The organism is Bacillus sp. S/N-304-OC-R1, from assembly GCF_019749375.1.
Taxonomy (GTDB): domain Bacteria; phylum Bacillota; class Bacilli; order Bacillales; family Cytobacillaceae; genus Cytobacillus.
Genome location: NZ_JACWFE010000004.1, coordinates 277253 through 290059, shown reverse-complemented (window position 1 = coordinate 290059; position 12807 = coordinate 277253). Strand labels below are relative to the sequence as shown.

The following is a 12807-nucleotide window of genomic DNA, read 5'->3' as shown; positions in this document are numbered from 1 at the left end:
ACTCGTTCGCCTTCCCTATTTAATTAAATCCGAAACAAGCTTAGCAAGGTCAGTTATACCGCAAATTAATTTGCTGTTTCTAATTAGTTCAATCTCTAACTGTCTGGTAATCAATGATTTTCAAACCCTCACCGAAATTTTTGTAAATCTGGAATACATACCTCTACTTTTGTACCTGGTGGGTGGTACTTCCATTTTACCAAGGGATGGTTTCTTTTTGTTTTTCTTGACATACAAAAGGGCAATCCCTCAGCCGATTTTCCATGGCTTTTGGGATAGTCCCTCTAATCCATTAAATGATAGAAAACCTGTTCAATTTTGCCTCAGTACCAAGAATGACATTGTTAAACTCTTTCCCTCGGCTATCTTGTCCCCTTCTGAAATAGAGGCTCCGTAAAAAATTCTTGCTGTTCACGCGAGCAATCACCTGGCTACGACTTCTCGGCAAATTGCAGCATTGCGCTAAGTTGCTAATCCAATCAGCGATTTCTTTATGTGGAAGTAACTCTTTGTCAATCATCGTATCCACGATATTGACCAAACGCTCATCATCCTCATCGCTAAAAATGTGTTTACCATTATGAAGCATGCCAGAAATAGCGACAAGAACCTCATGCACCATTGCAACGCTGCTCTCCTCGCACTGCACCAGCTCGACAAAAACATCCGCACCGTGAGACACGCTGTGAGCCCAGCCTCCTACTGAAAGGTAACCTCGCAGATCCTTCTCCTCTTTATAATAACGGAGCATAGTATGCATTAATTGCTCAATTTCTGCTTGATTGAAAAATCGATTCTGTCTATGGCGTTGCACAATCAAAGCGATAGGCAAGGCAGAAAACGTCCTTGTAAAAACTGACTGATCATCTTCGCTGCCAATATTATAGAACAAATGGTTCTCATCAGTCAGAACAGTTATGAGGCTACGCAACTCCTCTCCACTGAACCTATTCTCTTCCTTAATCCACATATAAAACATTGGATAAATCAGGTTATCCCGTAATTCTGGCTGAGGATCGCCAATATATTGAAGTAACAAAGGTAAGAAATCTTGATGCTGCTCACCTTCGCGTAACTGATACTCATCCTTCTCAATTCTTTGCAAATCCAGCATCAATTTGTTCCTTGAATCGCTCATTTTCTCATCCCTCTCATCATTCGTTCACTCGGCTCGCCGAGATCATGATTCAACAGAAACTCTGCTTATTCCTATTCCCATGCCTTTGATGCATTTAATTAATACATCAATTCATTGCACTGCGGAACTTGTCAGGGTGAAGCCCAAATCCAACACTGAAATGCCCAGGACGCTCAAACACTTCACCAGCAAGAACAGATACTTCCATATTCTAATAAAGTTCCATCTAAATCAATTAAGACAGCCTTAATCATTTTACATCCTCTCCCAAGAAACATTATTCTTTATCATTGACCTAAATACCTTCTTCAAGTATCTTCTCAGATATAAAAAGGACGCTCATTCATATTAATGAATGGCGCCCGATTGTTGAAGATCAATAAGCTTCTACTAGCTGGTTTAGTTAAATAAAACTTATGAATGCAAAACACTATGTACAAAAAATTTTGCATTTTCTGCATCTTTTATCTTAACAGAAACAACATATTGTTTTTCGTAATTCTTGTTCATTCCGAAACTTCCAAAGTTTCCTCTCGATGTACCAGGTCCGAACCATTGCCCTGAAGGGTCAATAATTTTATGGGTATATTTAATGCCTTCTCTATTTAAAATTGATCTTACCTTTGAAAAGTCTTCCATTGAATATCCAAAATAAACCTCTTCTTTATTAAAGAATATCATATCCATCCTCCCCTTAAACATTACCGAAAGAAATTACTGCTTTTTACACTATCCTGCTGCGTAAGATTAAGTACAATCTTTCACAAACACCATACTATCATTACTTTAGGTTTTCACTTACCCTTGAGACTCTTCCTTCATTAAATAGCACTTAAATAAAATAGACGCGTTCCCAAATAAATGCGCCATACCTAAAATAAAATAACTGTCATATTTTTACTTTGAATCAAATTGTAAATACTCTAAGACATTTCCGAAAGGATCTTTAAATCTTATGTATTTTCCTGGAGGGCACTTTGTTGGCTCTTCTAAAATGAATTCAACATTATGTTCTTTTAACAGTTTAACCGTGTAATTAATGTCTTCTGTTTTTAAACCTAGAACAATTCCCGAAGCATTACTATCAGTCTTATATTAGTATTCTTTCGATTCTTCTAAAACAATTGGCAAATCTCCGTGAAACTACTAAATGTTATTCAAGATAAAGGCGGCAATCATCTCAATATTCATAACAACTTATCCAAAAGGGTTTTTCAAGTTTCAAAGTTTCTATATACAAAGCTACAAAATTTCTCAAGTCAATCTATTCATTCGAAATAAGTGAAAGAATTCTTTCAAGCTGTCCATCCTTCCCATATAAAAAGTCTTCCTTTTCTTTTTCAATTAAAATATCTGGCAATAGAGTAGGTTCTGAATTAAGAGATTGATCTGGTCTCATAAACTCCTTATGAGAAATAACTAAAGTATATTTTGTAAAAGGCAATTCAACTGGTAAAGGATCTCCAAATTGAGTAGGTTTGTTGCCTGTTGGTTCTCCAATAATGGTTGCTTTTTTAGTATCATGAAAATGAACAGCAAACATATTACCAGAACTGAACGTCGCATAACTAGTAAGAATGAATATTTCACCATTAAACTGTGGTTCTCGAAGTGTACTTTCTCCAACTTGAGAATGATATTCTTTTAACCCAAAAGTTTCTTGGTAACCTATTTGCTTCATAGCCTCTTCAGAGTATTTTACTTTCGATGTCATAGAATATATTGGTTCTATTTGTATGTGTTTTAAAAATGGTGTCATTACCTCGGATGTTCCTCCAGAATTTTTGCGTAAATCTATAACTAGTTTGCCAATATTTTTTCGTTCCATTTCTTCGAAAAACATTAATACCTTTTTGTCGTAATATATAGTCATCATAGATTCAGAAATATTAAAATAACCAATACCTTTATCCTCTAATATTTCCCAACTAAACCAAGGAGAGGCCTCTTTATTTTTGATTTGCAGCTCGTTTCTATCTACGAGATCAACATCAAATGTAAGTAGCTTATTATTTCTTTCAATTGTCAACGAAACAGAATGATCTTTCCATACTGATAGACTTCTTAAGAAAATCTCTCTTGTAAGGAAATCCTTCCCTTTTTCCTTAATCCAGTATTCATTCTCAGCAGAGATAATTCTACTCATAAAATTAATTACCTCTTCAATTGAATAATTGCCAACCTTAATCACTAAGTCACCTACTTGAAGAAGCTCGTTATTACTTTCGACAATTAATAATCCTTCCTTCACCCATTCAAATTTAACGGGAAGGAATTTATCTTTCATATTCATCGGATATACTCCTGTATGGGCATCTTTTAACTGGCTAGTAAATGACATTAGGCTTATAGCATATTCTCTGGCTGACATTGGTTTGTTAAACTGACTTTCTGTTTGCTGGACTAACCTATCCCAATTATCCCCGATATTTCTTTTAGGATCTGGATGAACCTCTAGAATCTTCTTTACCAGAAACTTAAAATCAGCTTTCATAACTTCTGGGGATAAATAATCATCATAGTTTAAAACCTCTAGTTTGAGGATCTCATCAGAACTCAATATATCATCATTTTTCACACAACTTGTTAGGAAAAAGACTAGTAGACAAAAAAACAAAACTATAAAATTTGCTTTCATTCATTTTTCTCCAAACAAAAATAATTTTGGATAATTATACCATAATGTTGAATTAATTGTTTTTGCTACTAGACTCTTTTAACCACGCTTATTGGAATATTACATGACCAGAATTATAAACTTTTGATTTTTTTTAGCATGATAGGCATGCCTTATCTCTTAAGTATATAAAAAAAGCCAACTTACGCGGTGTATAACCACTTACGTATGTTGGCTCTTACTATTTTCATACCTAATTTTTCAATAAACATCTACTGAGATATTACACTTGTATTCTCTCTCACCATTTCAATAAAATACTTCATTATTCTCGTATCTTCCGTTAATTCTGGATGAAAAGAACAACCTAGAAATTGACCTTCGCGAGCTAATACAATGCGATCTTCATGTTTTGCCAATATTTCAACATTTTCACCTGCAGCGACGATATGTGGTGCCCGGATAAAAACGGCTGGAATGTCTTCCTCTTCCCATGGAATGGACAGCTCCACTTCAAAACTATCTACTTGGCGTCCAAATGAGTTCCGTTCAACGACTACATCCATTAACCCTAGATGAGGTGCATCATATCCAACGATTTTTTTTGCTAATAAAATCAGACCTGCACATGTACCAAACATCGGAATTCCTTTTTCAGCTAAAGCACGAATGGGTTCCAATAATTCGTAACGATCCAGAAGCTTACGCATGGTTGTGCTTTCTCCGCCAGGTAACACAAGACCATTTAATTCTCTTAAATCTTCAACCGATTTAACTGGAATGGCCTCACAACCAAGCTCTTCAATTTGTCTAATATGTTCTCTGACTGCACCTTGTAATGCCAATATACCGATTTTCAGCATATTACCAACCACGTTCCTGCATACGTTCACTTGCTTCAAGTGTTGCTATATCTATACCCTTCATTGGTGTTCCTAACTCTTTGGAAATTTCAGCAATGAGTTTGTAGTCTTGATAGTGAGTTGTTGCTTCTACAATAGCACGTGCGAATTTTTCTGGGTTTTCTGATTTGAAAATTCCTGATCCTACAAATACGCCATCAGCACCAAGTTCCATCATTAATGCTGCATCAGCAGGAGTTGCTACACCACCAGCAGCAAAGTTTACAACTGGTAAACGTCCTAATTTTTTTATTTCTAATAATAATTCAAATGGTGCGCCTAAAATTTTTGCTTCTGTCATTAATTCATCTGTATTCATACCAACAACACGTCTCACTTGTGCATTCACTTTTCGGATATGACGAACAGCTTCGACAATATTTCCTGTTCCAGGCTCACCCTTAGTACGTAACATGGAAGCTCCTTCTCCAATACGGCGTGCAGCTTCTCCTAAATCACGGCACCCACAGACAAAAGGTACTGTGTAGTCGCTTTTTAATAAATGGAATTCTTCATCAGCAGGTGTTAATACTTCACTTTCATCTATGTAATCAACACCCATCGATTCTAATACTCGTGCTTCGACAATATGGCCAATACGAGCTTTTGCCATTACAGGAATCGTTACAGCGTTCAATACTTCCTCGACAATACGAGGATCTGCCATACGAGCTACGCCTCCAGCTTTACGAATATCTGATGGTACTCGCTCTAAAGCCATAACAGCTACTGCACCTGCAGCTTCTGCAATTTTTGCTTGCTCCGCATTGATGACGTCCATAATAACGCCGCCTTTTTGCATTTCAGCCATTCCACGTTTTACTCTTTCTGTTCCAACTTGTTTCATAATAATTACCTCCAATAATTTATTGATTCCTAGTATAATAGAAATTGACTTTATGAAAAGGTTCAAGTTTTAAAAAAGTTATGTGGTCAGTTAGGAGAATTGCAGATGGATATGCTTATGTTAAAATTAGAGAAAAGCACAGCAAAGCCTTTATATGAACAGCTTTATGTTGGTATTAAAAACGCCATTATTCATAAACAAATCAACGTTGGAGCTAAATTACCGTCAAAAAAAAAATTAGCTGAATTTTTAAACATCAGTCAAACTACCATCGAAATTGCCTATGCCCAACTTTCTGCTGAAGGCTATATCGTCTCAAAACCTCGCATTGGTTTTTTTGTAGAAGAGATCGATGAATTACCTTATATTGAAGATGAACCTATGAATATGCCTATTGATAGAATCGAGAAAAAAGTATATCAATTTGACTTCCATCCAGGAAAAATTGATACCGACTCTTTCCCATTTTCACTTTGGCGAAAATATGCAAAAAATTTATATGATAGTAGTTCAAAAGAGTTGTTACAGATTGGAGATCCTCAAGGAGAATACGCTTTAAGAGTTGAAATTTCCAAATATCTCTTTCAATCCAGGGGAATTGTTTGTAAACCAGAACAGATTGTTATTGGTTCGGGAACAGAACAGCTTCTTCCCATGATTCTAAGATTATTTGAAAGTGATTCAAAATTCGCCCTTGAAAATCCTGGATATTCCGCAATCCCAAGAATTCATTTGCAAAATAGTGCCATCCCCATTCCGGTTGATGAAGATGGTTTAATAGTCGATGAACTAGAAAAAACAAATGCGAATGTTGTTTACATTACACCTTCACATCAATTCCCTACAGGTGCCGTTCTATCAGCTACTAGAAGAACACAACTATTAAAATGGGCTGCGAAAGATGAGAATCGCTACATTATAGAAGACGATTATGATAGTGAATTTCGCTATATTGGAAAGCCTATTCCTGCACTGCACGGTTTAGACCAAAATAATAAAGTAATTTATATAAGCACTTTCACAAAGTCACTAATGCCTTCATTACGTGTTGCATATTTTGTTTTGCCTATTACATTACTTACAAAATATAGAGAAATATTTAGTTTTTACTCTGCAACTGTGCCGAGATTTGATCAGCATATATTAGCTAGCTTTATGAGAGATGGATACTTCTCCAAGCACTTGAACCGTATGCGGAAAATTTATCGGAAAAAACATGATAAAATAACTCAAATATTTGAAGATAATTATCCTAATGTCTTGATTACTGGAGATCAAGCAGGAATGCACATTTTAATTTCTGTCCCGCAGCCAAAAAGTGAGAATGAATTAAAACAGCTTGCGTCAAAAGCAAATATTGCGATCTATCCGGTAAGCGATTATTTATTAACTCCAATTGAATACAAATATCCTACATTTTTATTTGGCTTTGGCGGTATTCCATTAGATCAAATGGAGGAAGGCATTCACCAATTAATGGACTGTTGGGGGATTTCAAAATCAAACAGCATTAGTTCATATGAACAATTTAAATAAAGTTCACAATATAAAATAAAAGCAAAGGGTTCTTTAAAAGCTCCCTTTGCTTTTATAAAGATTTATGATTGTACAAGGTTATATAAAAACTCGATATTAAATATAAAAATTATTACAAATATTAATAGAGTAAGGGTAGTAATAAATTGTTTTGAGTTTTTAATGTACTTCCACTCCATAAAAGCTTCAGATCCTATTAATAGAATGGCATACGGAATAAAAAGCAATTTTATATTCAAATGAATATTAATTGCAAATGGGTAACTGCATAAAAAAATGACTAATATTATTCCCCTTCTCCAAATGTCAATGTTTTTACCAGTCGTTTCTGAAATTTTTTTCTTTTTCACACCCAATAATTTATTCATTACTCTTTCTATGATGAACAATAAAATGATAATAAATGCGCCTAGCACAATAAATCTCACAATCAATCACCTGTTATCTTAATTTTGACTATTACAATCTTTTTTGCTTATTAAAGAATAACATTTAAAATCGAACAATTACATTTCTTCCAGTATATTTTACCATATAAATCCAGACCTTTTAACAAAATGCTTTTTTATTTAAGGGTTTCTACTAATATAGAAACATTAAAGAACAAGCTACAAATCTTCCGTAGCATTTTCCGTTAAACACTCTTCTTCAGGCTTTAAGTTAATTTGTTTCCAGTTTTGATTTCCTGATTTACGAAATTGAGCAATTTCTACGTCAGTTCCATTTGTTAATGAAATAAAAATAATACAATAATCTGCCCCATCATTCCCATGAAAGTAAATATTTTTTATATACCCATTTTTCATTGTTGGGTACATATGTTGTATTAATTTGCACCAATTTCCATATTTCACTTCTACAACCGTTTCCCCGTCATGATCCCAGCCATGATATGGAGCGCATAAGAAATCTTCTTCCATTTTACTTAAATCTGAAATTCGATAACCTTCTTTTTCTTGGATAAGTTGAATAAAGCCGTAAGAATACCCGAAATACTCCGCTTTTCTGCTTTCAAACCCCTCAATCGTTTCAATTTCATAAAAAAACCTTATGCCATGTTTTCCATCTGGCACTTGACAAAGCTTGATCAAGCTCGTATGTCCAATTCCAGCAAAAGAATTTAGAAATTCTTTATAGCTAAATTTATTTTGATACTCTTTAGATAAAAAATTATATGCAATTGGAAATGGAATTTTTGCCTGACCAACGGTACCACAACTTCTGTCATACATATTTTCAGCTTCAAGTAAAATACTAAAATAGTTAACAAGGGTATCTTCTGGAGTTCTAGTTAATTCTGAAGGCAATTGAATTTGGTCATGAGTTTTTTCATCATAAGGAGCGAAGAACTCCCAATTATCAAATCTTAAATTTAATGCTTTTAAGCAAGATGGACGAAAATATTTTTGATGATAGGAAATTTTTTCATTTAATTTTCGATTTCGCATATTCATCACCCTGGTTTAATATTATGAGGGGTAAATATTTTGTGTGAACTGAATTCCTTATCATAAAATTACTTACCGCTTAAAATAGCATTCCTATTTAAGTAAGTAGTTCCTATAACGTGGAGAAAATCTAAAATTGCAACACAAATAACATATGATTTCGTAGAATTGAAGGGACATGTAATAACAATATAATTAGAACACAAAAGCTTTGGATTTTTTTTCAAGATTTGTCCGTATTATGTGTAAAGGAGAAGTTGCACAAGTCCATTAGCCGCTAAAGCGAGTTTAAAAAATAAGCGAAGAAATTTCCCTTAATTAGGAAATAGCACTGAAAATAGCTTAAATAGACGGAATGATTTTGACTAATGTACTCGAAAAACGTGAAAATGAGTAATATTGCTTTGCTTAGTCGGAAAAACTCCGCTTATATACCCGGAACCGAGCCCTATTCTGCAGTTTAACCGAAAAATCTCCGCTTATTTTAATTATCTCTGGTTACTCAAAAAAACATCAATTACCTACTTAAAACAATTCAACATAGTAAAAAGCATATTAATTAACCTAGTAATTAGTACTTTGACAACAACAATTGTCGAGATGTTTTTAGGTTTCGATTTTGCTTGCTAATTAAAGTAATAAAAATCTCATAGTCGTTGATAAATATGAGGAAAATAAGAAATCAAATCATAGGAGGTTTGGTCTGCTAATTAGCATACTATTTGGTATGTTTCTCCACCGAAACGAATCTACTTACCATTTAAGAATGCCCTTTCATCAATATTTTGTATTATGATGATCATTCATAAAGTGCAGCTAAAATCGTTTATTTATTATCTCCCTTAAGAATATCTTGAATGATCTCTGCAAGAACATCAGCGGTTCTGTATTCCTCCTGCAAAGTGTTTTCAAATCCGCCTATCTCAAGCAATACAGAGCTGCCAAAAAGTTCTTGATTATAAGTATTTTGCTTGTATTCATTGTTTTTAACCAAGACTCCTCGAGATAATCCGGGATATTCTTCCTCAATCTTATTATGGAGAAGTTCAGCAAACCTATAATTTTCTTCGTAATTAATACTTGATTTAGGTAGACTTTTCCATAAATATATTGCTAATCTTTTAGGGATTACCTTTTCAATCTTTGAGCTCAAATAAATGACTCCTTTAATTAATCTATCATCAAATAATGTAGTGTATTTCTATTCCAATATTAAATTCTTAAACTTTTCCAAAATACACCATACTATCATTATTTTATCAGCTACCCAATTGAAAATTTTTTCCCTGGAAGAACTCCGACATAAATATTTAAATTGAATCTAATATCCTTTCAGCATAAATAATAGGACTATTACTGTATTAATAATATATGAATGCCGATCCTCAATTTAATTTACTTTTCATCAGCACTTGTCCAATCCATATTATTCTTAACGAATATGTTATTACTAACACCTGCCTTCTTCTTAGAAAATGTACCTCCAAAGGAACGTTTGCATGTATTGCATACGTTCTTTTCATATCTCAAAGATGCTGATTTTTATTGATATCATGATGCTTGTCCAAGCTTTTCATAACCAAAAAACTATAAATTTAATGAGGATGGTATTTTTTCCGCAGATAATCAGAAAGGTCCTGATAATATGTATGGGTCATCAGGATATGGTGGCGTTATAGCGCGGCAGTAGCTTTGTCTTAATCGTAGTGTTATTCATTCTCCTAATCATTGTCGGTGCTTCTTTAATGAACTACTAAATGTTTTCGAACAACTTACAGTTTAGAAACTGCTATCATGCTTAGATTTCTTTAGTAAAAGGAGGATACTAAATTATGTTTTTTTTCCCTAATCGCTTTAGAAGAAGACGGTTTATTCCCATTGAGATAGAAAGAAGAAGACGCATTGCATTTTTCAGAAGTAGACGAAGATTCTTTTAGACACAAAACGAATATAACAGTCTACTAAAGAGCCTTTAGGCTCTTTTTTTGTTCATTGTAGTCAAATCTAATGAACTATTGCACATTTTGACCAATTGTATGTCTAGTGAATTAGAAATATTAATTTTCCCTGCTTTACTCCTAATTGCCCACTTTAGATGTTCTATTTTAAAACCACAATCATTTCGCAAATCTAAACTACTGTCCGTTTCGGAACTTTTCAAATTGAATTTAATGTTATAAACATCTAAAAATGATCATTAGTTTATTTTCAATTTCTGCAGTGACAGAGTGACATATAAACAAAACCTATATATTGTGAGGAGATCAACATGAAGAAAACAACCAAATTAAAACATTTGCTGAATTCTCCACAAAAGCCAGAATTTATTATGGAAGCCCATAACGGCCTTTCTGCAAAAGTCGTTGAAGAAGCTGGCTTTAAAGCCATATGGGCTAGTGGACTTTCAATATCTGCTTCAATGGGAGTTAGAGATAACAATGAGGCATCGTGGACTCAAGTTTTAGATATTCTAGAGTTTATGAGTGATGCTACGACAATACCAATCCTGCTAGATGGGGATACAGGATATGGAAATTTCAACAATGCCAGGCGACTGGTTAAGAAATTAGAACAATTGGATATCGCAGGGGTTTGTATTGAAGATAAAATTTTTCCGAAAACAAACTCATTTATTAACGGAGAAGCCCAGCCACTCGCATCAATCGAAGAATTTTGCGGGAAAATTCGTGCTATGAAGGATACCCAGATGGACGAAGATTTTATTGTTGTAGCTAGGGTTGAGGCTTTAATTGCAGGCTGGGGATTAGAAGAAGCTCTTAAACGAGCAGAAGCCTATAGGCAGGCTGGTGCTGATGCGATCCTTATTCACAGTAAAAAATCTGATTTTAATGAAATCGAAGCATTTATTAAAGAATGGAATGGGAGACATCCAATAGTCATTGTCCCTACCAAATATTATTCCACTCCAACAGAAGAGTTCAGGAAATTAGGCATCAATGCTGTAATCTGGGCCAATCATAATCTAAGGGCCTCTCTCACTGCGATGCAGAAGTTATCAAAACAAATTCATCAAGATGAAAGTCTTATTGGAGTGGAAGACTCTTTAGCAAGTGTTGAGGAAATTTTTAGAATCCAAAACGCTGATGAACTTCAGAGAGCTGAGAAAAAATATTTACCAACATCCTTTAACAAACCAAATTTGGAAGTGGAGTAATACTATGTTAAAAACAACTGCTTTTGGACACGAACTTAAAAGACTTGGCTATGACTTTTACAGTGGAGTCCCCTGTTCATTTTTAAAAAGTCTTATTAACTATGCCATAAATGAGTGTGAATACATGGCAGCCGTAAATGAAGGTGATGCTGTTGCTATAGCATCTGGAGCATATTTAGGAGGCAGAAAACCAGTCGTTTTAATGCAAAACTCAGGTCTTGCCAATGCTGTTTCTCCATTGACATCCTTAACTCACCCGTTTCAAATACCTGTTCTTGGTTTTGTTAGTTTGCGAGGAGAACAAGGACTACCTGATGAACCCCAGCATGAACTAATGGGAAAGATTACAACAAAGATTCTCGATCTAATGGGTATTCCATGGCAATTCCTTTCCTCGGATTTTAATGAAGCAAAGTTGCAAATTGAAACAGCCAACAAATGGATTGAAAAAAACAAGCCTTTCTTCTTTGTTGTGAAAAAAGGAACCTTTGAAAGTGAGTCATTAATGATAGAGAAACATATAATTCATCATAATAAAATAATAATCGAAAAAAATTCGTTGGATGAGCTGCCAACGAGGTTTGAAACTTTAAATGTGATTAATAGCTTGAAAGACGAGAATACAGTACAAATTGCAACTACCGGAAAAACTGGACGAGAGCTTTACGAAATGGAAGATGCTGAAAATAATCTTTATATGGTTGGATCTATGGGGTGTGTCAGTTCATTAGGATTAGGTTTAGCCTATTCCCGAAATGATCTAGATGTAGTTGCCATAGACGGTGATGGTTCACTCCTTATGCGGATGGGGAGTTTAGCAACAAATGGCTATTACCGTCCAAAAAATATGCTTCATATATTACTAGATAATGAAGCTCATGATTCAACTGGCGGGCAAAGTACCGTTTCCCACAACGTAAATATGGTGGCAATTGCTGCTGCTTGCGGTTACGAATACTCTATCTATATCCATAATTTAAAAGAGCTTGAAGAACAAATTCAATTATGGAAAATGACAAAAGGTCTTACATTTCTATATATGAAAATATCCAAAGGATCATTTCCCAACTTAGGCCGCCCAAAAGTAGCTCCACATGAGGTGAAAAATCGTCTGCTAAATTATATTAACGAAAAAGGATGAACG

12 protein-coding genes and 1 pseudogene are annotated in these 12807 nt (G+C 34.4%); 4 read left to right on the top strand and 9 right to left on the bottom strand.

The genetic code is table 11. The features are described from left to right. Positions 1–292 precede the first annotated feature (292 nt). From H0173_RS06485 to pdxS, 6 genes are all read right to left on the bottom strand, one after another. The gene (locus tag H0173_RS06485; RefSeq protein ID WP_221845529.1) at positions 293–1138 is read right to left on the bottom strand and encodes a DUF2785 domain-containing protein; all 846 of its coding nucleotides are present in this window, start codon (positions 1136–1138) and stop codon (positions 293–295) included. A 414-nt stretch (positions 1139–1552) separates the two neighbouring features. Continuing rightward, positions 1553–1819: a hypothetical protein gene (locus H0173_RS06480; protein WP_221845528.1), complete on the bottom strand. Its 267-nt coding sequence runs from the start codon at positions 1817–1819 to the stop codon at positions 1553–1555. A 216-nt stretch (positions 1820–2035) separates the two neighbouring features. Beyond that, entirely contained in the window at positions 2036–2206 is a 171-nt protein-coding gene (locus H0173_RS22675) for a VOC family protein (protein ID WP_396021191.1), read from the bottom strand. Between the two features lie 196 nt (positions 2207–2402). Then, complete coding sequence (locus H0173_RS06475; RefSeq protein WP_221845527.1) at positions 2403–3776, bottom strand: S41 family peptidase; 1374 nt, start codon at positions 3774–3776, stop codon at positions 2403–2405. A gap of 251 nt (positions 3777–4027) precedes the next feature. Beyond that, complete coding sequence (gene pdxT, locus H0173_RS06470; protein ID WP_221845526.1) at positions 4028–4618, bottom strand: pyridoxal 5'-phosphate synthase glutaminase subunit PdxT; 591 nt, start codon at positions 4616–4618, stop codon at positions 4028–4030. 1 nt (position 4619) lies between these two features. Then, a complete protein-coding gene (gene pdxS / locus H0173_RS06465; RefSeq protein ID WP_221845525.1) occupies positions 4620–5504 on the bottom strand; it encodes a pyridoxal 5'-phosphate synthase lyase subunit PdxS in 885 nt (294 codons plus the stop codon). A gap of 105 nt (positions 5505–5609) precedes the next feature. Here pdxS and pdxR point away from each other — a divergent pair, with 105 nt between their 5' ends. Beyond that, on the top strand, positions 5610–7040 hold the full coding sequence (gene pdxR, locus H0173_RS06460; RefSeq protein ID WP_221845524.1) for a MocR-like pyridoxine biosynthesis transcription factor PdxR: 1431 nt from the start codon (positions 5610–5612) through the stop codon (positions 7038–7040). Positions 7041–7102: 62 nt separating this feature from the next. On the opposite strand, the gene H0173_RS06455 is transcribed toward pdxR, so the two are convergent. The 3 genes from H0173_RS06455 to H0173_RS06445 form a co-directional block, all read right to left on the bottom strand. Next, a complete protein-coding gene (locus tag H0173_RS06455; RefSeq protein ID WP_221845523.1) occupies positions 7103–7468 on the bottom strand; it encodes a DUF4181 domain-containing protein in 366 nt (121 codons plus the stop codon). Positions 7469–7648: 180 nt separating this feature from the next. Then, the gene (locus H0173_RS06450; RefSeq protein WP_221845522.1) at positions 7649–8488 is read right to left on the bottom strand and encodes a hypothetical protein; all 840 of its coding nucleotides are present in this window, start codon (positions 8486–8488) and stop codon (positions 7649–7651) included. Between the two features lie 826 nt (positions 8489–9314). Continuing rightward, positions 9315–9641, bottom strand: a complete 327-nt coding sequence (locus H0173_RS06445) for a stage II sporulation protein P (RefSeq protein WP_221845521.1) — start codon at positions 9639–9641, stop codon at positions 9315–9317. A gap of 529 nt (positions 9642–10170) precedes the next feature. Between H0173_RS06445 and H0173_RS06440 the strand changes: the two are divergent. From H0173_RS06440 to aepY, 3 genes and pseudogenes are all read left to right on the top strand, one after another. Continuing rightward, positions 10171–10245: pseudogene (locus tag H0173_RS06440) on the top strand (YjcZ family sporulation protein); the annotation flags it as partial. A 512-nt stretch (positions 10246–10757) separates the two neighbouring features. Beyond that, the gene (aepX, locus tag H0173_RS06435) at positions 10758–11663 is read left to right on the top strand and encodes a phosphoenolpyruvate mutase (RefSeq protein ID WP_221845520.1); all 906 of its coding nucleotides are present in this window, start codon (positions 10758–10760) and stop codon (positions 11661–11663) included. A 4-nt stretch (positions 11664–11667) separates the two neighbouring features. Further along, a complete protein-coding gene (gene aepY, locus H0173_RS06430; protein ID WP_221845519.1) occupies positions 11668–12804 on the top strand; it encodes a phosphonopyruvate decarboxylase in 1137 nt (378 codons plus the stop codon). Positions 12805–12807: the final 3 nt, after the last annotated feature.